The following is a 22,015-nucleotide window of genomic DNA, read 5'->3' as shown; positions in this document are numbered from 1 at the left end:
TCCATGATGAGGCATTCTCGCTGTAAATGCAAATGATTCTCATTTATGTATGGGCGGCCCAGATCGCAGGAAAGGTCCTTGACCTGCCGTGCTGCAACCGGGATGGGATCCCGCGTTCCGTAGAAAGGACTCTTCCGCATACGATGCTTAATGGCGGCAGCGGAAGGGGCTAGAGTGGCGAACAATGCGTTGCGAAGTCCCTGGCGCATAGTGAGAGCTTGGCCCCGATCCTTTCCGGTCGGGGCTTTTTTTCGTGCTCGCACGCACCGGCTCGCGCGGGGGCTTCGTCGCGTGAGTAATTGAAACGAAATAATCAAGTAAGGTATTATTCGGGCCGCGACAAATGGACGCCCGCGTCGCGGAACCGCTCGCAGGGTGCCTGTCCCCCCTGAGTTCTGGTCAAAAAAACGATGGAAGCACGCAGATGTTACTTTTTGTGACGATAGAAAATCTTTTTAAAACAGAGACTTATATCAAATTCTGAATCGGCTTGTATTGTTGCGCTGCAAAATCTGCGATGATTGATTACCCTCGTTAACCCTTGAGCGTGTGTCGTTCTTTGCCGAGGCGCTAACAAAAACATTACAGTCGGTCCGGTCCGAATTTCTACCCGCGGCAATCTTTCAATGTGCTTTCGCGCCTTGTGGCGCGTACGTGGCGCTGTGCGCCGGGCGTTTTTAAGGTCTCTTGTGAAATGCAATCCGTCCCGTTCCTGAGTCTGGCGATCTGGATTCCCATCCTGTTCGGCGTGGTCGTCCTGCGTGTGGGTTCCGGTCATCCGCAGCGCGCGCGCTGGGTCGCGCTCGTCGGCGCCGTCGTCGGCCTGTTGCTGACCCTGCCGTTGATCGCTGGCTTCGACAATACCGTCACCGGCATGCAGTTCGTGGTGTTCCGCAACTGGCTGCCCGAGTTCGGCGTGGCGTGGCGCCTCGGGATCGACGGCATTTCGTTGTGGATGGTCGTATTGACCGCATTCACGACGCTCGTGATCGTGATCGCCTCCTGGCAGTCGATCAGCATGCGCGTCGCCCAGTTCTTCGGCGCATTCCTGATCCTTTCGGGGCTGATGGTCGGCACCTTCGCGGCGACGGACGGCATGCTGTTCTTCGTCTTCTTCGAAGCCCAGTTGATCCCGCTGTACCTCCTGATCGGCGTGTGGGGCAACGCGCACCGCATCCACGCGGCCGTGAAATTCTTCTTCTTCTCGTTCGGCGGCTCGCTGCTGATGCTGGTGTCGATGCTGTATCTCTACAGCGAGGCGCACACCTTCGACATGGCCGCATGGCACAACCTGCAGCTCGGCCTCGTCCCGCAGCTCCTCGTCTTCATCGGCTTCTTCGCCGCGTTCGGCGTGAAGGTGCCGATGTGGCCGCTGCATACCTGGCTGCCCGACGTGAACCTCGAAGCGCCGACGGGCGCGGCCGTGATGCTCGCGATGCTCAAGCTGGGCGCCTACGGCTTCCTGCGTTTCACGCTGCCTGTCACTCCCGACGCCGCGCACTTCCTGGCGCCGGTCATCATTGCGCTCTCGCTCGTGGCCGTGGTGTGGGGCAGCCTGCTCGCGCTCGCGCAGACCGACATGGCCAAGATGCTCGCGTACTCGACGGTCTCCCACATGGGTCTCGTCACGCTGGGTCTGTTCCTCTTCAACCAGCTCAGCACCGAAGGCGCGATCGTGCAGATGATCTCGTACGGTTTCGTCGCGGGCGGCATGCTGCTCGCGGCCGGCATGCTGTTCGACCGCACGAAGACGCGCTCCATCGAGGCCTACGGCGGCGTGGTCAACACGATGCCGCGTTACGCCGCCTTCTTCATGCTGTTCGCCATGGCCAACGTGGGCCTGCCCGGCACCTCGGGCTTCGTGGGCGAGTTCATGGTCATCATGGGCGCGATCCGCGTGAACTTCTGGATCGGCGCGCTGACCGCGACGACCGTCATTCTGAGCGCTGCGTACACCCTGTGGATGTACAAGCGCGTGATCTTCGGCGCTGTTGCGAACAGGACCGTGGCAAAGCTGGCCGACATCGGCGGCCGCGAATTGCTGATCTTCGTTTCGCTCTCGGCGCTGGTGCTGGGTGTGGGCCTCTATCCGAAGCCCATGACGGATGCGATCGAGCTGTCGGCGGCGAATCTCGTCACGCAGGCGCTTCGCTCGAAGCAGCCGGCGGACGGTGCTGCGTCTGCCGAAGCGGTGCGCGCCGGCGCGGAAGTCAACGCGCAGCGTTCCCCGACGTGATCACTCAGGTTTGACCGCGTACACGCGCGCCGTGCCGCATCGTGAGATGCGCCACGGCGCGCGTGTACGTGTGAAAGAAGGTTTTCGAATAGCAGGGCGTTTCGAAAAAAAGCCGCGGCGGGATCGGCGGCGAAACGACGCAGGGCAAACACGTAGACGTTCGCCTCCGGGTGCGACAGCACGCGGCGAACGTGTGCGGCAAAGTGTCTCAGTTTCGTTTCGGCAAAGATCATTTTCCACATTCATTGCTTGTTAAAAATCAAAGCGGCTGTATGATGCGGGCGCGCTTCCTTTGTCCGATGTCAGAGGATGTGTCCGGAACCACTCAATGAATGAAATTCAGGCAAACGTGATGAAAAGAACAACCTTGCAAAGGTTATTGCTTCCCGTCGGAGCCGGATTGGCCGCGTGTCTTTCCGGATGCAGCGCGGGAATCCTCGATCCCAAGGGTAGCGTTGGGGTTGCCGAGAAGCAGTTGATCGCCACTTCCACCTGGGCCATGCTCATCGTGGTGATCCCCGTGATCGTACTGACGCTCTGGTTCGCGTACCGCTATCGCGCGACGAACCGCAGCGCCACCTATGCGCCGAAATGGTCGCACTCCACGGCCATCGAAGTGGTCGTTTGGACCGTTCCCACGCTGATCATCCTGTTCCTTGGCGTACTGACGTGGAACACCTCGCACGAGCTCGATCCGTACAAGCCGCTCGAATCGAACGTCAAGCCGATTACCGTCGACGTGGTCGCACTCGACTGGAAGTGGCTCTTCATCTATCCGGATCTGGGCATCGCGACGGTGAACCAACTGGCGCTGCCGGTCGGCACGCCCGTGAATTTCAACATCACGTCGGATTCGGTGATGAACTCGTTCTTCATCCCGCAGCTCGGCACCCAGATCTACGCGATGGCAGGCATGCAAACGCGCCTGCACCTGATCGCCGACCACGCCGGCGACTTCGACGGCCTCTCGGCGAACTTCAGCGGCAAGGGCTTCTCGGACATGAAGTTCCGCACGATCGCATCGAACCCGCAAGACTTCGACGCGTGGGTCCAGAAGGTGAAGGCGTCCTCGACGCAGCTTTCGATGGACAAGTACGCGCAGGTCGCGCAGCCGAGCGAGAAGGTACCGGTTCAGTACTTCTCGACGGTCGACCCGAAGCTCTTCAACAACATCATCGCGAAGTACAACAACGGCCACGTCACGGATTTCAATGACGCGTCGTGCGGTACGAAGGGGTAACGAGGCATGTTCGGAAAACTTACACTGGATGCCATTCCGTATCACGAGCCGATCATTCTCGGCACGATGATCGGCATGGCGGTCATCGGCGCCTTCGTGTTAGGCGTGGTCACGTACTTCGGCAAATGGAAGTACCTTTGGACCGAGTGGCTGACGAGCGTCGACCACAAGCGTCTGGGCGTGATGTACATCGTGCTCGCCCTCGTCATGCTCGTGCGCGGCTTCGCCGACGCCATCATGATGCGTACCCAGCTCGCGCTGGCGTACAACGCGCCGGGCTACCTGCCGCCGCACCACTACGACCAGATCTTCACGGCGCACGGCGTCATCATGATCTTCTTCATGGCCATGGCCTTCATGGTCGGCCTGATGAACATCGTCGTGCCGCTGCAGATCGGCGCACGCGACGTGGCGTTCCCGATGCTGAACTCGCTGTCGTTCTGGATGACGACCGTCGGCGCGGTCCTGCTGATGATCTCGCTCGTCGTGGGTGAGTTTGCGATGACGGGCTGGCTCGCGTATCCGCCGCTTTCGGAGCTTGCATACAGTCCAGGGGTCGGCGTCGACTATTACCTGTGGGCGCTGCAGATCTCGGGCGTGGGCACGCTGCTGACCGGCGTGAACTTCTTCGTCACGATCATCAAGATGCGTGCCCCGGGCATGACGCTGATGAAGATGCCGGTGTTCACGTGGACGGCGCTCTGCACGAACGTGCTGATCATGGCCGCGTTCCCGATCCTGACCGTCACGCTCGCGCTGCTCGGCCTCGATCGCTACCTCGGCATGCATTTCTTCTCGAACGACGGCGGCGGCAACGCCATGCTGTACCTGAACCTGATCTGGGCCTGGGGCCACCCCGAGGTGTACATCCTGATCCTGCCGGCGTTCGGCGTGTTCTCGGAAGTCGTCTCGGCGTTCGCGAAGAAGCCGCTGTTCGGCTACAAGACCATGGTGTACGCAACGTGCGCGATCATGGTGCTCTCGTTCGTCGTGTGGCTGCACCACTTCTTCACGATGGGTTCGGGCGCCGACGTCAACGCGTTCTTCGGCATCATGACGATGATCATCGCGATCCCGACGGGCGTGAAGATCTTCAACTGGCTGTTCACGATCTACCGCGGCCGTCTGGAATTCACCTCGCCGGTGCTCTGGACGATCGGCTTCATGGTCACCTTCACCATCGGCGGCATGACCGGCGTGATGATGGCGATCCCGGGTGCGGACTTCGTGCTGCACAACTCGCTGTTCCTGATTGCTCACTTCCACAACGTGATCATCGGCGGCGTGCTGTTCGGCTACCTCGCCGGCTTCAACTTCTGGTTCCCGAAGGCGTTCGGCTTCAAGCTCAACGAAAAGCTCGGCAAGCGCGCGTTCTGGTTCTGGCTCTCGGGCTTCTATGTCGCGTTCACGCCGCTGTACGTGCTCGGCTTCATGGGTGCCACCCGCCGTCTGAACCACTACGACAACCCGGCATGGCATCCGTGGATGATCATCGCCTGGTTCGGCGCCGTGCTCGTGCTGATCGGCATCGTGCATCAGTTCGCGCAGTTGTACGTTTCGATCCGCGACCGCAACCTGCCGGAAAACCGCGACCTGACGGGCGATGCGTGGGGCAGTGGCCGTACGCTGGAATGGGCGATCGCATCGCCGCCGCCGTCGTATAACTTCGCCGTCATCCCGCATGTGAGCGAGCTCGACGAGTTCCAGCACATGAAGGAAACGGGCCGCGAAACGCCGGACGTCATCAACACGAAGTACGCCGACATCCACATGCCGTCCAACACGAGCGCAGGTGTCTTCAGCGGCTTCTTCGCGCTGGTGCTCGGCTTCGCAGGCATCTGGCACATCTGGTGGCTGATGATCGTCGGCTTCGTCGGCATTCTCGCGACGATCATCGGCTACAGCTTCCAGAAGAACGAGGGTTACTACATCCCGGCCGCCAAGGTCCGGGCCGACGAAGAAGAGCGCAATCGCGCACTGGTCAAGGCGTTTGCAGGCAAGCAGCGCGGTGGCAAGGTTGAAGAAGCACTGGAGGCCAACTGATGTTGACGAAGACAAGTGCGGCCGCACTCGCGGAGCACGATCACCACGATCACCCGCCCGCGCATTCGGTGTTCGGCTTCTGGCTGTACCTGATGACCGACTGCATTCTGTTCGGCACGCTGTTCGGCGTGTTCGCGGTGATGCAGAACCAGTTCGCAGGCGGCCCGACGGGCAAGGACCTGTTCGACATTCCGGGCGTGGCGATGGAAACGGCGGTGCTGCTGCTGTCGTCCATCACGTACGGTTTCGCGATGATCGGCGCGCACAAGAAGCGCGCCGGCCAGGTGCTGTTCTGGCTGGCCGTCACGTTCCTGCTGGGCGCGACCTTCCTGTATTTCGAACTGCATGAGTTCGCGCATCTCGTCGAAGAAGGCGCGGGCCCGAGCCGCAGCGCGTTCCTCTCGTCGTTCTTCACGCTGGTTGCCACCCACGGTATCCACGTGACGTTCGGCATGATCTGGATGATCGTCCTGATGGTGCAGGTGATGAAGGCCCCGGAACTGGACGAGCGCTCGGTGCGCCGCCTGACGTGCCTGAGCCTCTTCTGGCACTTTCTGGACATCGTCTGGATCTGCGTGTTCTCCTTTGTTTATCTTGCGAGCGTGATTTAAATGAGTGCTCATCCTATCCACGAAGAAGAAAGCCACGGCAGCTTCGGCGGCTATCTGGCCGGTTTCGTCCTGGCGGTGGTGCTCACGGCCGCTTCGTTCTGGCTCGTGCTGCATGGCGGCTTCCCGCATGAGACCGCGCTGATTGGCCTTGCCGTGCTGGCCGCGGTGCAGATCGTGGTCCACCTCGTGTTCTTCCTGCACATGAACACGTCGTCGGGCCAGCGCTGGAACGTGACAGCATTTGGCTTCACGGTGATGACGGTGCTGATCGTGATCGTCGGCACGCTGTGGGTCATGCACAACGTCGCCATGAACATGATGTCGCGCTGAGCATCATTGTCGGATCGTGCGCAACGCTTCGCTGCGCGCACGAACGACGAACGCCGCCGGGCTTCAAAGCCGGCGGCGTTTGTCATTGGCGCTCGCGGTTTCGCTTCGGAAAGCGAGAAAACTTTCGGGTGCGACGCAGATGCCGCTCAGGCGCCGAAGCGCTGGCGGACCAGTTCGGCCACGGCCTTGCCAAGGCGGTGGTGCTGCTCGGCCTCGTAATGCACGCCGTCGGTCGGGCTGACCTTGACGATGTCGCCGGCGTCGAGGAACGCGGAGCCGTACTTCACGGCCACGCGCTCGTAGAGCGGAGCGAGCAGGCGCGATTTGGCCGCGCCGTCCGTGAAGATTTCGCCGAGAAAGCCGACTTCCTCGATCGGCGCGGGCGCCATCAGCAATACGTGCGGCGTCGCGCCGCCCGGGCCGGCCCGGCAGGCCACGAGCGTCTCCAGCAGCACGTCGACCGAGTTCGCGATGTCGGCGGGCGTGACGGAGAAGCGCGCCTTGAGGTCGTTGGTGCCGAGCATGAGCACGACCACGTCGACGGGCAACTGGCTTTCGAGGCAGGGGCGCAAGTACGCGAGGCCGTTCTTGTGCCGGCCCTCGATGGGATCGTCGTGAACGGTGGTGCGCGCAGGCAGGCCTTCCTCCACGACATTCCAGCCGTCGCCCAGCGCCGCACGCAGCACACCGGGCCAGCGGTCGGCGGGGCCGAAGCGTTCGAGCACGCCGGGCAGGTTGAGCGGCTTGGTGCCGTGCGTGTTGGAGTCGCCGTAACAGAGCAGGGTGCGGGTCGCCATATGTTTCCTCGTTTGCGGATAAGTTGCCGATGCGAAATCCCGACAGCGCGTATCGCGTCCGTCGGGCGCTGCCATGCCACTACGAATTCTGCGAGATGACTAGACGACCGGTCTAATGGGCCGGTAGACTGCCACACCATGAATGCAGAGAGCGCCGTCGAAATGCGGCAATACATCCTCGATACCGCCATGCCCATCCTGCTGGGCAAGGGCTTCTCGGCGGTCGGCCTCAGCGAGATCCTCGCGGCCGCCGGCGTTCCCAAAGGGTCGTTCTACCACTACTTCGGTTCGAAGGAGGCGTTTGGCGTCGCTTTGCTGACGTCCTACTTCGCCGATTATGTCGAACGCCTGGACGAACTGCTGGAGCGCCATCCGGGCACGGCGGCCGAGCGGCTCATGCGCTACTGGGACGACTGGCGCGCAACGCAGTGCGCCGACGACCCGGCGGGCAAATGCCTCACGGTCAAGCTGGGCGCCGAAGTCTGCGATCTGTCCGAGCCCATGCGCCTTGCCCTGCAGCGCGGCACGGAGCAGATCGTGGCGCGGCTCGCCGCGTGCATCGAGGCAGGACGCGAGGACGGGACGCTCGCGAGCGTGAGCGACGCAGCCGTGACGGCGTCATCGCTCTATGAACTGTGGCTAGGGGCGACGCTGCTGGGAAAGATCCGGCGTGACGGGCGGCCCCTCGATGCAGCCATGGTGACGACGCGCCGCATGCTGGGCCTGCCGCCCGCCGGATAATCCGGCGGCGAGCGGGCGCGCCGCCGCCTGGGCGGGCACCCGCGCCGCATGATTCGACGTGCCGCGATAGACTAGACGACCGGTCTAATAGTCTGCTGACTGACTGATGACGGACCGGTTTCCACAACGGCGCGAGAGCGCCGGGATGCCATCGAGAAAGGAATTCCGATGAAGGTACTGATCGTTTTGACCTCGCACGAGGACCTCGGCAACACGGGCAAGAAGACCGGCTTCTGGCTAGAGGAGTTCGCGGCGCCGTACTACGCGCTGCGCGATGCCGGCGCACAGTTGACGCTGGCCTCGCCGAAGGGTGGCCAGCCGCCGCTCGATCCGAAGAGCAGCGATCCGTCCGCGCAGACCGAGGCGACGCGCCGTTTCGACGCCGACGCGGCCGCCCGAGCGGAGCTTGCCAGTACGAAGCGGCTTGCGGATGTGGATGTGAACGCGTTCGATGCCGTGTTCTATCCGGGCGGGCATGGTCCGCTGTGGGATCTCGCGGAGGATCCCGCCTCGATCGCCTTGATCGAAAGGACGCTTGCCGCAGGCAAGCCGGTGGCCGCCGTATGCCATGCGCCGGGTGTGCTGCGGCACGTGAAGGGCGCGGACGGCAAGCCGCTCGTGGCCGGCAAGTCGGTGACCGGCTTCTCGAATACCGAAGAGGCGGCGGTGGGCCTGACCGAGGTCGTGCCATTCCTCGTCGAGGACATGCTCAAGGGCAGCGGCGGCCACTACACGAAGGCCGCCGACTGGCAGCCTCATGTCGCCGTCGATGGGCTTCTGATCACGGGCCAGAATCCGGCTTCCTCGGAGCCGGTGGCCGAGGCGCTGCTCCAGGCGTTGCGCCGCGCGTAAAGCCGGGCGGCGTTGCCGATACGAAATACCCGATCTTTCAACCTGGCGCAGGCGCCGTGCTGCCCACGGCCTGCGTCCATCTGGAGAGCAGTAGATGTCCGCATTGTTCGAACCGTTCAAGCTCAAGGACGTATCCCTGCGCAACCGCATCGCGGTGCCGCCCATGTGCCAGTACACGGCCGTCGACGGCGTGATCAACGACTGGCATCGTGCGCATCTTGCGCAGATCGCGCGCGGCGGCGCGGGCCTCGTGATCGTCGAAGCCACCGCCGTATCGCCCGAAGGGCGTATCACCCCGGGCTGTACGGGCTTGTGGAACGATGCACAGGCACAAGCTTTTGCACCGACCGTTGCCGCGATCAAGTCTGCCGGCGCGGTGCCCGGCATCCAGATCGCGCACGCGGGCCGCAAGGCCAGCGCGAACCGTCCCTGGGAAGGCGACGACCACATTCCCGAGGGCGACGCGCGCGGCTGGCAAACCATCGCGCCGTCCGCGATTCCGTTCGGCGCTCATCTACCGAAGGTGCCGAAGGCGATGACGCTCGACGACATCGCCCGCGTGCGCGAGGATTTCGTCGCGGCGGCGAGGCGCGCGCTCGCGGCCGGCTTCGAGTGGCTCGAACTGCACTTCGCCCATGGCTACCTTGGCCAGAGCTTTTTCTCGACACACTCGAACCAGCGTGACGACGCCTACGGCGGCAGCCTCGAAAACCGCAGCCGTTTCCTTCTGGAAACGCTGGCGGCCGTGCGCAAGGTCTGGCCGGAGCACCTGCCGCTGACCGCGCGTTTCGGCGTGATCGAATACGACGGCCGCGACGACGAAACGCTGGCCGAGTCGATCGAGCTCGCGAAGGGTTTCCGGCGCGAAGGGCTCGACATGTTGAGCGTGAGCGTGGGCTTTTCCACGCCGACTGCGCAGATTCCATGGGCTCCCGCGTTCCTCGCGCCGATCGCGCAGAAAGTGCGCCGCGCCACCGGATTGCCGGTCGCTTCGGCATGGGGCATCGATACGCCGGCGCTGGCCGAGCGTTCGGTGGCGAGCGAGCAGCTCGACCTCGTGATGGTGGGCCGTGCGCATCTCGCGAATCCGCATTGGCCTTACCATGCTGCGCGCGAACTCGGTGTCGAGCGCGCCGCCTGGACCTTGCCCGCGCCCTACGCGCACTGGCTCGAGCGCTACAAGGTCGGCTGATTCATTGGCTGCGGTACAGGGTATCGGCGGATCGGGTTACATGTCCTCCGTAATTTGTGGTAAGGGTTGGTAAACGAAGGAAACGGGTTGGCGGCTATGCTCGCGCTGCGGCTGGCGCGTGGCGCCACGCACCCCGTAGTCCTACCGAACGCGACCCGACCCGCACAAACCGGATGCCCAACGATCCCCTCTTCGAGCGCGCCAGCGAGGCCCATCTCGCAGGCGATCTGCTTGCCGCGCGCAAGTTGTACATGGCGCAGCTGGAGCGTGACGCCGCGCATGCCGACGCGATGTTCCGGCTGGCCGTGCTGGATCTGCAGGAAAGCCAGCCGTCCGCCGCACGCGTCCGGCTGCAGCGCTTGCTGGAGCTTCGACCCGGATATCGGCGCTATCGCGAGGCGCTCGCGCAAGCCTGCGCAATGGGCGGGCAACACGCGCAAGCGGCCGAGCTTCTCCGCGGCCTGCTTGCAGAGGATGGCACCTCGGCCGAATGGTGGTTTGCGCTCGGCACGACGCTGCAGGCGCAGGGCGCCTTGATCGAAGCGGCCGATGCGTGGCGAAGGGTGGCGCAATGCGATCCCCGGTCGGCCGACGCCTCGAACAATCTGGGGAACTGCCTTCGGCTGTCGGGTGACGCTGATGGGGCGCAGGCGGCGTATCGGCATGCGTTGGCCGTGCGGCCCGACGATGCGAACGCACTCACGAATCTCGGCACGCTTCTGCAGGCGCAGGGACGCCATGACGAGGCGCTCGGCTTGCTGCAGGCCGCGTTGGCGGCCGCGCCGGATGCGCCAACGGCGATGGTCAATCTCGGCGTGCTGCTGACCCGGCTTGGGCGCCCCGACGAGGCAGCCGATGTGCTCGCGCGCGCCGTGGCACGCGATCCGGATTTCGCGCAGGCGGCTTATAACTACGGTAATGCGCTTCATGCTCTCGGTCGCCTTCGCGATGCGCAAGCGCAGTATCTTCGCGCGCTCGCGCTCGATCCGGCCCATGCCGAGGCTGCGAACAACCTCGGCAACGTGTACCGCGAGCTTGGCGATCATCGCGCGGCGCTGGACGCTTTCGAAACGGCGATGCGTGTGCGCCCGGATTTCGTCGACCCGTACAGCAACGCGGCCAATCTGTTGCGCACGCTAGGCCGACTCGACGACGCGCACGCGCTATTGCGCCGCGCGCTCGAACTCGATCCGGCGCATTCGTCCGCGCTCAACAATCTCGGCAATGTGTTCAAGGACAGCGGGGACCTCGACGAGGGTATCGCGTGCTTTCGCCGGGCCATTGCAAGCGATCCGGGCAATCTGATCGCGCACAGCAACCTTGTCTACGCGCTGTCGTTCCAGTCGTTCGACTCGGGCGCGATACTCGAAGCGGCGCGCGGGTGGGCCGCACGGCACGCCGCGCCAGTCGTGCCGATGCCTGTGCTTGCGGCTATCGAGCCCTCCGGAGAGCGCCGCCTGCGCGTTGGCTACGTATCGGCGGATTTTCGTGAGCATTGCCAGGCATTATTCACAACGCCGCTCTTCGCGCATCACGACCGGACGCGCTTCGAGATTCACGCCTATTCGAGCGTCGCGCGCCCCGATGCGACGACCGCGCGGCTAGCCGCCTGCGTGGAGGCCTGGCACGACGTGCGCACGCTGGACGACGCGGCGCTGGCGGCGAAGATACGCGCGGACGGCATCGACATCCTGATCGATCTCACCATGCACATGGGCAATGGCCGGCCTTTGCTGTTCGCGCGCAAGCCGGCGCCGGTGCAGGTGGCATGGCTCGCGTATCCCGGCACCACGGGTATCGGAGCGATCGACTGGCGGATCACCGATCCGCATCTCGACCCGCCCGCGCACGATGCTCACTACAGCGAGCAGTCCTGGCGCCTGCCGCATACGTTCTGGTGCTATGACCCGCTTGCCATGGAGCCCGAAGTGAATCCGTTGCCGGCCGCCAGCGCGGGACACGTTACGTTCGGCAGCCTGAACAACCCCTGCAAGCTCACGCCGGCAACGCTGCGGCTATGGGCGCGCGTGTTCGCACGCTTGCCGTCAGCACACCTCGTGCTCATGGCACCGGAGGGCGATGCGAGACGACGGATCTGCGCGAGGCTGGCTCAGGCGGGAATCGATCCGGTCCGTGCGCGCTTCGTTCCGTTCAGGGCACGCGATGCCTATCTGCGCGGCTATCACGAGATCGACATAGGCCTCGATTCGCTGCCGTACAACGGACATACCACGACGCTCGACGCGCTATGGATGGGCGTGCCGGTAGTCACGCGTATCGGCCCGACGGTGGCGGGGCGCGCGGGCTTGAGCCAGCTTGTCAACCTGGGCCTCGAAGCGCTCGCCGCCGATTCGGACGAGACTTTCGCCGAAACCGCGGTCGATCTCGCGAACGATCTGCCGCGCCTTGCGGCGCTGCGTTCCTGTCTGCGCGCGCGCATGACAGGTTCGCCGTTGATGGACGGCGCGCGCTTCGCGCGCGATATCGAAGCCGCCTACGAAGCGATGTGGACGCAGCGTCATCGCGCCATCTGACTTCGGCGGCTGCGACCCCGGATGTTCGATCGATATTAGTAATAATATCTGCCGCCTCCATGGCGTAGTTCGCATGCCATGTGCATATCGAAGGTGTTTGCAAAACCTACGGGAATCTACCAGGGCAATATTTAATAATAATGAGTAATATTATTAGCGCGGCGGCTTCGTGACACCGTGAGGTGCGCCACCCAGAGCGCACCGTTCCCACCTGAAATCCCTATCCGAAATCCGGCGCTAACCCGCGCGGATGGCGAAGGGGAGTTTTGCGCCAAGGGCCGCGATCGACGCATTGCAGGCGTCTCATCGCGCGCTCCTGTTTTCGCGTAATTCATGCTGATCAGTCGTGCGTCGTCGGTAACTGTTACTCGTGAATCGTTTAGTAATCCTGCGTTATAAGCGCGTAAAGCAACGCTGGCTTATTGGAGGGAATCATGGCGTGTAGAACAGTTGGACTGGTTTCTCTGTTGTTGTCGGCAGCCCTCGCGCTGTCGGCGTGTAATGGCGATTCGTCGTCCGGATCCCAGGTCGCCGGTGTGGCGAATTCGAGCGTTGCACCAACGAGCGCCGCGGCGCAGACGAATGCGGCGGCGTCCGCGGAAGTCGGGACGTCGACACCGCTGCCGTGCGACGCCGCTGCCGCCGCGGGCACGCCGTGCTCGGCGGCCCACAGCGTGACTCGTTTGCTGACAAAGACCTATACGGGGCCGTTGTTCCAGATCTTGCGCGCCTCGGATAACACCACGAAGGATATCTATCCCTACACGTCGGCCACGCTTCCAGGCGGTGCTCGCCGTGAGTTGGTCGGAACGACCAACCTCGGCAGTGTGAATGCCTTCTGCAACAACACCACGTGCTCGGTGTCGTATCTCTACGATCAGATCGACCGTGTCGCGGCGCTCAAAGGCGGTGCGTACGGCAATGTCCCCGCAACGCTCACGCTGAATCAGAACGGTGGCGAGTCGCTGACGTTGCCGAGCAGCGGTCCTGGTTCGCAAAGCCCGGTCACGGTGCCGGTCCTCAACGGCTTCGCGACGATCACGCTGCCCGGAAGCTCAGGAACCCTGACGGTTCAGTTGTCGCAGCCGCCGGTTGCCTTGACGACGCAATCGCCCACCCTTCAGTTGACCGTCGGCAACGATCTGCCGGCGCTGACGGGCTCAGCAGCGAAGCTTGCGCTGGTACCGCTCAACGGCGGGACGATCCCGGCGTTGTCGACGCTGGCTGGGCAGGCGTACCGGAACCGCTTCGGGACCGTGAACCAGTCGATCGGCGATACCGATATCGCCGAATACATGGTGGCGGGCGCGCACTACGACCAGTCTTCGACGTGTTGCGGGACCTACGGCAACATGGAGAGCAGCGCGAATTCCAGCACCTATGCGCATGGGGAAGTCGAAGGGGAGATGTTCGCGCTGGCGTTCTCGGACGGCGCGGCCGCGGTATTCGGCTACTGCGACGGCGATTCGGGTCAGGCGCCGACCGTGAAAGACCCGGTGTGCAACGGGCTCGACGTCAACTGGCCCGGTGTCGACGCGGAAGCGGGCGTTTATCTCTACGGACCTCAGCAGCCTCCCAAGGAGAAGTTCGTCACGGTGCTCGCGAAGTATTCGCCCAACACGGCGTCCAATATATTCGCGGTGAAGGGTGGGGCGGCGTCACAGGGGGTGCTCACTGCCGTCTACGATGCAGCGCCGCCGGAAGCCTACAACTTCAGTAACGACGCGGGCCATGCCTTCAACGGCCAATGGCAGGGCGGCCTTTCACTTGGCGAAGGCGGGGACGGCAGCTCGGCGCCGATCCAGTTCTTCGAAGGCGCGGTCCTCACGAAGGCGACCACCGACACGACGGACAACGCCATCCAGGGCAGCATCGCCGAATTCTATGGCCCGCCGAAGGACAAGGAACTCGCCGCTTGCTACGCGGGCAATCTGGTCAATTCACCCTTGAGCCTTGCGATTCCCGATGCGTGGAGCCAGAGCAACGGCGGAACCGCGCAGCCTGCTCCCGACATCTACGGCACCAGCCAGCGCGCCGCGCTGGTCACGGCCACGAATGGCTCCGCGGTGGCGAACATTCATGAAGTCATCCGGGTCCAGGGCGGGCAGACGTACAGCTTCACCGACTATGTGCTGGCGACGACGAACGCAACGGTATTTCCCGGCGGATCGATCCAGACCGACGACTCGAACGGCACCGAGTTCGCCTGGGTCCTCAACACGAATACGGGCAGTATCGTTCGCGGAACGTGGGGCGCGGGCCAGGCCACTTCGCTGTCGGCGGTGAAAGCGGGGAACTGGTGGAAGATCACCATGACCTTCACCGCGCCGGTGGGATCGAATAACGCCTCCATCTTCATCGATCCTCCGACCTCGAGCGCCGGCGGTACCCGGTCGCAGCAGGCGTCCTATCTCAGCGCCACGCACTACTGCCCGAGCCTGTCGATCCAGACGGCTTCGACCATGTAGTTATCCTGACCTTGAACCCGCCGGCGCCGCTCACCCGAGCGGCGCCGGCGGGTCATACCCATCCGTCCCCCGCCTCCGGACGTATTCGTTCGTCCATCCGTTCCCCCCCGGCAGTCCGTCCCTTTGTTCCGGCCATTGAGCCGGCAGAACGCCGCCGCTTCGCCTGAAGGCTGTATAAATATACAGTGTGCTACTATCACGAGCGATGCTCCGAGGAGCCGCGCGAATAGCCGCGCGCGCCCGGCGAGCCGACCCGCCGCGCCCGTCCCGGGCTCGATTCATGGGTGCAAGGCCTGGTGTTCCAGGGCGTGCCAGAGCCGCTCTGGAAGTGAGCTAACCTTTTGATTTTGCGATAAAACCGTGTCGTCAAATAGCCTGATTCGCATCCGTGGTGCCCGTCAGCACAACCTGAAGAACCTCGACCTCGATCTGCACACCGGCCAAATGACCGTCGTGACGGGGCCCTCGGGGTCGGGCAAATCCAGTCTCGTCTTCGACACCCTCTACGCCGAGGGTCAGCGCCGCTACGTCGAGACCTTCAGTGCGTACGCGCGCCAGTTTCTCGACCGCATGGACCGGCCGCAGGTCGATCGCGTCGACGGCGTGCCGCCCGCCATCGCGATCGATCAGACCAATCCGGTGCGCAGCTCGCGCTCGACGGTCGGCACGATGACCGAGCTGAACGACCATCTGAAACTGCTCTACGCGCGCGCGGCCAACCTGTTCGACCGCGTCACGGCGCAGCCGGTGCGTCACGACACTCCCGAGACGATCTACGCGGAACTCAAGGCGCGCACGGCCGCCGGCGATCCGCGCCTCGCGATGACCTTCCCTGTCGAACTGCCCGACACGACCACCGACGAGGAGGTCACGCAATGGCTTTCCGCGAGCGGCTATACGCGCGTGCAGGCGCAGCGCGAGGTGAAGACGGCGGAGGGGACGCGCAAGGTGCTCGACGTGGTGGCCGACCGCTTCCGTTTGCAGAACGCGGAAAAGAGCCGGGTGATCGAGGCGATCGAGGCGTCGCTCAAGCGCGGGGGGGGCCGCGTGAACGTCTACGTGCTGGCGGACGGCGAAGCGGATGCGCAGGCACAGCCGCAGATCTGGCGCTTCTCGACCGGCCTGCATTGCCCGGACAGCGACCTGCGCTACGCCGACCCGCAGCCCGCGCTGTTCTCGTTCAACTCGGCCTATGGCGCTTGCGACGCATGCCGCGGCTTTGGCCGCGTGATCGGCGTGGATTGGGGCCTCGTGATTCCGGACGCACGCAAGACGCTGCGCGGCGGCGCGATCAAGCCGCTGCAGACCCCCGCCTGGAAGGAATGCCAGGACGACCTGATGCGCTACGCCGCCAAGGCGGACATTCCGCGCGATACGCCGTGGTCGGAACTCACGCAGGCGCAGCGCGACTGGGTGCTGAACGGCGCGCCCGACTGGCGCGGCAACTGGCAGTCGCAGTGGTACGGCGTGAAGCGCTTCTTCCAGTATCTGGAGTCCAAGGCGTACAAGATGCACATTCGCGTGCTGCTTTCGAAGTACCGCAGCTATACGCCCTGCGAGACTTGCGGCGGCGCGCGCCTGAAAACCGAGGCGCTGCTATGGCGTCTCGGCACGCAGCAGAACGCCGATGAAGTTCTCGCGCCCGCAGCGCGCTTCCTGCCGTACGGTGTGGAGTGGACGCGCGCGCAGCTCGAAGCGTTGCCCGGTCTCACGCTGCATGACGTGATGCTGCTGCCTATCGAGCGCATCCGCCGGTTCTTCGACAATCTTTCGCTCTCCTCCGCGTTGCTCGACGACGCGCTGAAACTGCTGCTCGCCGAGGTGCGCACGCGCCTGAAATATCTGTGCGACGTGGGGCTCGGCTATCTCACGCTGGACCGCCAGAGCCGCACGCTCTCGGGTGGCGAAGTGCAGCGGATCAACCTGACCACGGCGCTCGGCACCTCGCTGACGAAGACGCTGTTCGTGCTCGACGAGCCGAGCATCGGCCTGCATCCGCGCGACCTGAACCGTATCGTCGAGGCCATGCAGCGGCTGCGCGACGCCGGCAATACGCTCGTCGTGGTCGAGCACGATCCTTCGGTGATGCTCGCCGCCGACCGCCTGATCGACATGGGACCGGGGCCGGGCGAGCGCGGCGGCACGATCGTCTTCGACGGCACGCCCGACGCTATCCGCCGGGCCGGCACGCTGACCGGCGAGTACCTGGCCGGCCACCGCGCCGTTGCGGACGCGTCGCATTGGGCGCGGCGTCCCGTCGATGCGTCGACGCCGAGCCTCCTGCTCGAAGGCGCGAGCGAGCACAATCTGCGCGACGTGAGCGTGCAGATTCCGCTGCAGCGGCTCGTCGTCGTGACGGGCGTATCGGGCTCGGGCAAATCGACGCTCGTGCAGGACGTGCTGTATCCGGCGCTCGCGCGGCACCTCGGCAAGGCCACCGAATCGCCGGGGATCTATCGCAAGCTGGGCGGGGCGGAGCAAATCAGCGACGCCGTGTTTGTCGACCAGTCGCCGATCGGCAAGACCGCGCGTTCGAACCCGGCCAGCTACGTCGGCGCGTTCGACGAGATCCGCAAGCTGTTTGCGAAGGCCACGCTCGCGAAGCAACGCGGCTACACGGCGGGCATGTTCAGCTTCAACTCGGGCGAGGGGCGCTGCCCGACCTGCGGCGGCTCGGGCTTCGAGCACATCGAGATGCAATTCCTGAGCGACGTGTACCTGCGCTGCCCCGACTGCGAGGGCAGCCGCTATCGCGCAGAAGTGCTCGAAGTGAAGATCGAGCGCGCCGGGCGCCTGCTTTCGGTGGCCGACGTGCTCGATCTGACCGTGAGCGAAGCGGTGCACTGCTTCAGTGAGGATGCCGAAGTATTGCGCGTGCTGCAGCCTATCGTGGATGTCGGTCTGGAGTACGTGAAGCTCGGCCAGCCGGTGCCCACGCTCTCGGGTGGCGAGGCGCAGCGCCTCAAGCTGGCGGGCTATCTGGCCGAGACCGCGCAGGGGGGCGGCAAGAAGGTGCCTGCGGGCGGACGGCTCTTCATGTTCGACGAGCCTACCACCGGCCTGCACTTCGACGATATCGCCAAGCTGATGCGCGCATTCGGCAAGCTGCTGGCGGGCGGCCATTCGCTGCTCGTGATCGAGCACAATCTCGACGTGATCCGCGCGGCCGACTGGCTCATCGACCTCGGCCCGGAAGGCGGTGACGCCGGCGGCGAAGTCGTTTGCGTGGGTACGCCCGACGACGTGATCGCCTGCCCACGCTCGCATACGGGCGCGGCACTCGAACGCTACGAGGCGGCGCTCGGCAGCGGCGCCGGTGCGCTCGTCGCGGAAGAAGAGGGCGTGGCGCTGCAAACGGCGTTGCGGGCCGCGCAGTCGAGACGCGAGGTGCAGGGCGAGGACGTGGTGCGTATCGTGAACGCGCGCGAACACAATCTCAAGGCGCTCGACGTGGATATTCCCCACGGGCGCTTCAACGTGATCACCGGTGTTTCGGGGTCCGGAAAATCCACGCTCGCGTTCGACATTCTGTTCCACGAGGGGCAGCGCCGCTACCTCGAATCGCTGAATGCCTACGCGCGCTCGATCGTGCAGCCTGCCGGGCGCCCGGAAGTGGACGCCGTCTACGGCATTCCGCCTACGGTCGCGATCGAGCAGCGCCTCTCGCGCGGCGGGCGCAAGAGCACGGTGGCGACCACGTCCGAGGTCTGGCATTTCCTGCGGCTCCTTTACGTGAAGCTCGGCGTGCAGCATTGCGTGCATGACGGCACGCCCGTGACATCGCAAAGCGTGGACGCGATCGTGGCGCAACTGCTGCGCGAGCATCGCGGGCAGCATGTCGGCTTGCTCGCGCCGCTCGTCGTGAACCGCAAGGGCGTCTATACCGATCTCGCGAAATGGGCCAAGGCACGCGGCAACACGCATCTGCGCGTGGACGGCGAGTTCGTGCCGGTCGCGCCGTGGCCGAAGCTGGACCGCTTCCGCGAGCACACCATCGAACTGCCCGTGGGCGATCTCGTGATCGAGCCTGAAAACGAGGCGCAACTGCGCCAGTTGCTCGACACGACGCTCGAGGCGGGCAAGGGCATCGTGCATCTGCTCGCGCCGCTCGACGGACTCGAGCGGGCGATTGGCAACGGCGGATCGACGGCGCGTGTCGGTACCGTCAAGGTGCTCTCGACGCGGCGCGCGTGCCCCGTGTGCGGCACGAGCTATCCCGAACTCGATCCGCGCATGTTCTCGTACAACAGCAAGCATGGCTGGTGCGGCTCGTGCGTGGGAACGGGCCTCGCGCTCACGCGCGAACAGCGCGCGGCCTACGACGACACCATCGTGGCCGAAGATGGCCGCGGCCGCGAGCAGACGCTGCCTTCGGAAGAGCAGGAGCCGGAAGGCGTCGGCGAAACGCCCTGCCCGGATTGCGGCGGCACGCGTCTGAATCCGGTGGCGCGTGCGGTGACTTTCGACGAGCATGCCATCGTCGAGGTCGCGCAATGGACCGTCGCGGACACGCGCAAGTGGATCGACACGTTGCAGCTCGATGGCCGCGATGCCCAGATCGCGCGTGACGTGGTGAGCGAAATCAGGAGCCGTCTGCAGTTCCTCGAAGAGGTGGGTCTTGGCTATCTGAGCCTCGATCGCGCGGCGCCAAGTCTTTCGGGCGGCGAGGCGCAGCGTATCCGGCTGGCGGCGCAGCTCGGCAGCAATCTGCAGGGCGTGTGCTACGTGCTCGACGAACCGACCATCGGTCTGCATCCGCGCGACAACCAGATCCTGCTCGACGCGCTGCGCAGCCTGGGCGAGAAGGGCAATACGCTCGTCGTGGTCGAACACGACGAGGATACGATTCGCCGCGCCGACCACATCATCGACATCGGGCCGAGTGCCGGCAAGCGCGGCGGCCGCGTGGTCGCCCAGGGCAAGGTGGCCGACCTTGCCGCGCAGCCCGATTCGCTGACCGGCCGCTATCTCGCGTATCCGATCGTGCATCCGTTGCAGCCTCGCCGCGACGTGAAGCCCGCGCGTGCGGGACGCGAGGCCGTGCCCGCGCAATGGCTGACCGTGCACGGCGGCAACCTCCACAACCTGCGCAACGTCACGGCGCAGATTCCGCTTGGCCGGCTCGTGGCGGTCACGGGCGTGAGCGGTTCGGGTAAATCGACGCTCGCGCGCGACGTGCTGCTTTCCAACCTGCTCGACGCCGTGGGCCGTTCGGTGCTGTCTTCGCCGGCCGAGCGACGGGCGCGCAAGGCCGCGCAGGGAGAGGCGCCGACTGTTGCCAAGGCGGCTGCGGCGAAGCGTTCGAGCGTGCTCGCGCGCAGCGCGACGAAGCCGAAGCTCGACGTCGCGCATGCATGGCAAGGCTGCGACTCGATCACGGGCTGGGAGAGCATCGACCGCGTGCTCGAAGTCGATCAGACGCCGATCGGCAAGACGCCGCGTTCGTGCCCCGCCACGTATATCGGCGTGTGGGATGCCATCCGGCGTCTCTTTGCCGATACGCTCGAAGCGCGCGCACGCGGCTATAGCGCCTCGCGTTTCTCGTTCAACACGGGCGACGGCCGCTGTCCGGCGTGCGAAGGCCAGGGCGTGCGCACGATTGGCATGAGCTTCCTGCCGGACGTGAAGGTGCCTTGCGACGTCTGCCACGGCCAGCGTTTCAATTCGGAAACGCTCGCGGTGACGTGGCGCGGCCGGAACATCGGCGAGGTGCTGACGATGGAGATCGACGAGGCCGTCGAGTTCTTCGCGGCGATCACGAACATCGGGCATCCGCTGCAGTTGATGAAGGACGTGGGCCTCGGCTATCTCACGCTCGGACAGCCATCGCCGACGCTCTCCGGCGGCGAGGCGCAGCGCATCAAGCTCGTCACGGAACTGAGCAAGGTGCGCGACGACATCACCCGCCGCGGGCAGAAGGCGCCGCACACACTCTACGTGCTCGACGAGCCGACGGTCGGCCTGCACATGGCCGACGTCGCGCGGCTCATCCGGGTGCTGCATCGTCTTGCCGACGCGGGGCACAGCGTGGTCGTCATCGAGCACGATCTGGACGTGGTTGCCGAAGCCGACTGGATCATCGACCTCGGTCCCGAGGGCGGTGTGGGCGGCGGCACGATCGTCGCCGCCGCGGATCCCGAGGGACTCGTGAAAGTGCCGGCCAGTCACACGGGCGCGGCACTCGCACCGGTGCTCGCGCGTGCGCGTACGGAGGAAAACGGCGTGGAAGGGGAGACGGCGCGCGCAGACCGCCGCGCAGCGACTTCGCACTGAAGCGGGGCGCGGCGCGGGGCGGCACCTGCGCGGGCCGCGCCGTGCTGAAACCGCTTGATCTGTGCGGCGAGCGCACGGTATGATCGGTTCCGCTTGCAGCAAGCGGTCGCCCATCTGCGGCGTCCAGCTCTGGCGAGCGGAGCAGCGGACCAGCAGATCCCCTCCGATCCGGCCACGGGTGCGACACCCGCGGCACCTCATCAGTGCAGTAAGGCTTCGCAGCGCAGTCGCGAAGCCTTTGTCTTTTCAGGGCAGACGATTCGATTTCAGTCGGCGCCTGGCCCTTGACGAAGCGAGAGGAATTATCCGATGTTCGACCTCGATGGAGAGGCGCGCGAACGGCTCATCGTGTGGATTCGACGCCGCATGGAAGAGTACGGCATTACGCTCGAAGATCTTGAAACGTCTATTGCCGAAAGCGAAAAGCAGCCGAAGTATCGCGACGCCTATGGCAATACCTGGAATGGCGAGGGCGAGATGCCCTCCTGGCTTTTGCGTTACATGCATGCAGGGCAGGATATCGAGCATTTTCGCTGTTAATCGTACGAAGCCCGGGTGAAGCCGGTATGGCATCCCGTGGCGAGCGGCATTACAGGGATCACTCCCGTCGCTTGTCGGCCGCTTCGGCATTTTCTTCAGTGTCGGGTTTAAAGCGCGTGTTACGGGCGACGCTGTGGATTATTTGCGTGTCGCACAAA

13 protein-coding genes are annotated in these 22,015 nt (G+C 64.6%); 12 read left to right on the top strand and 1 reads right to left on the bottom strand.

All coding sequences use genetic code 11. The features are described 5' to 3' along the window. Nucleotides 1-694: 694 nt before the first annotated feature. From WJ542_RS20005 to cyoD, 5 genes are all read left to right on the top strand, one after another. Entirely contained in the window at nucleotides 695-2,236 is a 1,542-nt protein-coding gene (locus tag WJ542_RS20005; protein WP_411191185.1) for an NADH-quinone oxidoreductase subunit M, read from the top strand. A gap of 352 nt (nucleotides 2,237-2,588) precedes the next feature. Continuing rightward, the gene (gene cyoA / locus WJ542_RS20000; protein ID WP_411191184.1) at nucleotides 2,589-3,476 is read left to right on the top strand and encodes a ubiquinol oxidase subunit II; all 888 of its coding nucleotides are present in this window, start codon (nucleotides 2,589-2,591) and stop codon (nucleotides 3,474-3,476) included. 6 nt (nucleotides 3,477-3,482) lie between these two features. Then, complete coding sequence (gene cyoB, locus WJ542_RS19995; RefSeq protein WP_411191183.1) at nucleotides 3,483-5,519, top strand: cytochrome o ubiquinol oxidase subunit I; 2,037 nt, start codon at nucleotides 3,483-3,485, stop codon at nucleotides 5,517-5,519. Continuing rightward, entirely contained in the window at nucleotides 5,519-6,130 is a 612-nt protein-coding gene (gene cyoC, locus WJ542_RS19990; protein WP_411191181.1) for a cytochrome o ubiquinol oxidase subunit III, read from the top strand. The genes cyoB and cyoC overlap by 1 nt, the downstream gene beginning before the upstream one ends. Beyond that, entirely contained in the window at nucleotides 6,131-6,460 is a 330-nt protein-coding gene (gene cyoD / locus WJ542_RS19985) for a cytochrome o ubiquinol oxidase subunit IV (protein ID WP_411191180.1), read from the top strand. Between the two features lie 146 nt (nucleotides 6,461-6,606). On the opposite strand, the gene WJ542_RS19980 is transcribed toward cyoD, so the two are convergent. Then, complete coding sequence (locus tag WJ542_RS19980; protein ID WP_411191179.1) at nucleotides 6,607-7,257, bottom strand: SGNH/GDSL hydrolase family protein; 651 nt, start codon at nucleotides 7,255-7,257, stop codon at nucleotides 6,607-6,609. Nucleotides 7,258-7,395: 138 nt separating this feature from the next. Here WJ542_RS19980 and WJ542_RS19975 point away from each other — a divergent pair, with 138 nt between their 5' ends. The 7 genes from WJ542_RS19975 (at nucleotide 7,396) to WJ542_RS19945 (ending at nucleotide 21,857) form a co-directional block, all read left to right on the top strand. Further along, complete coding sequence (locus WJ542_RS19975; RefSeq protein WP_411191178.1) at nucleotides 7,396-7,998, top strand: TetR/AcrR family transcriptional regulator; 603 nt, start codon at nucleotides 7,396-7,398, stop codon at nucleotides 7,996-7,998. A gap of 168 nt (nucleotides 7,999-8,166) precedes the next feature. Continuing rightward, the gene (locus tag WJ542_RS19970) at nucleotides 8,167-8,850 is read left to right on the top strand and encodes a type 1 glutamine amidotransferase domain-containing protein (protein WP_411191177.1); all 684 of its coding nucleotides are present in this window, start codon (nucleotides 8,167-8,169) and stop codon (nucleotides 8,848-8,850) included. A gap of 94 nt (nucleotides 8,851-8,944) precedes the next feature. Beyond that, on the top strand, nucleotides 8,945-10,042 hold the full coding sequence (locus WJ542_RS19965) for an NADH:flavin oxidoreductase/NADH oxidase (protein ID WP_411191176.1): 1,098 nt from the start codon (nucleotides 8,945-8,947) through the stop codon (nucleotides 10,040-10,042). Nucleotides 10,043-10,215: 173 nt separating this feature from the next. Then, a complete protein-coding gene (locus WJ542_RS19960; protein ID WP_411191175.1) occupies nucleotides 10,216-12,576 on the top strand; it encodes a tetratricopeptide repeat protein in 2,361 nt (786 codons plus the stop codon). A 434-nt stretch (nucleotides 12,577-13,010) separates the two neighbouring features. Continuing rightward, complete coding sequence (locus WJ542_RS19955; RefSeq protein WP_411191173.1) at nucleotides 13,011-15,044, top strand: arabinofuranosidase catalytic domain-containing protein; 2,034 nt, start codon at nucleotides 13,011-13,013, stop codon at nucleotides 15,042-15,044. A 360-nt stretch (nucleotides 15,045-15,404) separates the two neighbouring features. After that, on the top strand, nucleotides 15,405-21,317 hold the full coding sequence (gene uvrA, locus WJ542_RS19950) for an excinuclease ABC subunit UvrA (protein ID WP_411191172.1): 5,913 nt from the start codon (nucleotides 15,405-15,407) through the stop codon (nucleotides 21,315-21,317). Between the two features lie 309 nt (nucleotides 21,318-21,626). Beyond that, nucleotides 21,627-21,857 (top strand): H-NS family nucleoid-associated regulatory protein, encoded by a 231-nt coding sequence (locus WJ542_RS19945; RefSeq protein WP_411191171.1) that lies wholly within the window; start codon nucleotides 21,627-21,629, stop codon nucleotides 21,855-21,857. Nucleotides 21,858-22,015 lie beyond the last annotated feature (158 nt).

The sequence above is a fragment of the Paraburkholderia yinzeri genome (genome assembly GCF_046581065.1).
Lineage (GTDB): Bacteria > Pseudomonadota > Gammaproteobacteria > Burkholderiales > Burkholderiaceae > Paraburkholderia.
This window is presented reverse-complemented; position numbering and strand designations above follow the sequence as displayed.

Bases quoted from the DNA above. Each gene is read 5' to 3' on its own strand.
- WJ542_RS19960 (WP_411191175.1), top strand. From the start codon at position 10,216: ATGCCCAACGATCCCCTCTTCGAGCGCGCCAGCGAGGCCCATCTCGCA.
- WJ542_RS19970 (WP_411191177.1), top strand. From the start codon at position 8,167: ATGAAGGTACTGATCGTTTTGACCTCGCACGAGGACCTCGGCAACACG.
- WJ542_RS19965 (WP_411191176.1), top strand. From the start codon at position 8,945: ATGTCCGCATTGTTCGAACCGTTCAAGCTCAAGGACGTATCCCTGCGC.
- cyoD (WP_411191180.1), top strand. From the start codon at position 6,131: ATGAGTGCTCATCCTATCCACGAAGAAGAAAGCCACGGCAGCTTCGGC.
- WJ542_RS19945 (WP_411191171.1), top strand. From the start codon at position 21,627: ATGTTCGACCTCGATGGAGAGGCGCGCGAACGGCTCATCGTGTGGATT.
- WJ542_RS19980 (WP_411191179.1), bottom strand. From the start codon at position 7,257: ATGGCGACCCGCACCCTGCTCTGTTACGGCGACTCCAACACGCACGGC.
- WJ542_RS20005 (WP_411191185.1), top strand. From the start codon at position 695: ATGCAATCCGTCCCGTTCCTGAGTCTGGCGATCTGGATTCCCATCCTG.
- cyoB (WP_411191183.1), top strand. From the start codon at position 3,483: ATGTTCGGAAAACTTACACTGGATGCCATTCCGTATCACGAGCCGATC.
- WJ542_RS19955 (WP_411191173.1), top strand. From the start codon at position 13,011: ATGGCGTGTAGAACAGTTGGACTGGTTTCTCTGTTGTTGTCGGCAGCC.
- WJ542_RS19975 (WP_411191178.1), top strand. From the start codon at position 7,396: ATGAATGCAGAGAGCGCCGTCGAAATGCGGCAATACATCCTCGATACC.
- cyoA (WP_411191184.1), top strand. From the start codon at position 2,589: ATGAAAAGAACAACCTTGCAAAGGTTATTGCTTCCCGTCGGAGCCGGA.
- cyoC (WP_411191181.1), top strand. From the start codon at position 5,519: ATGTTGACGAAGACAAGTGCGGCCGCACTCGCGGAGCACGATCACCAC.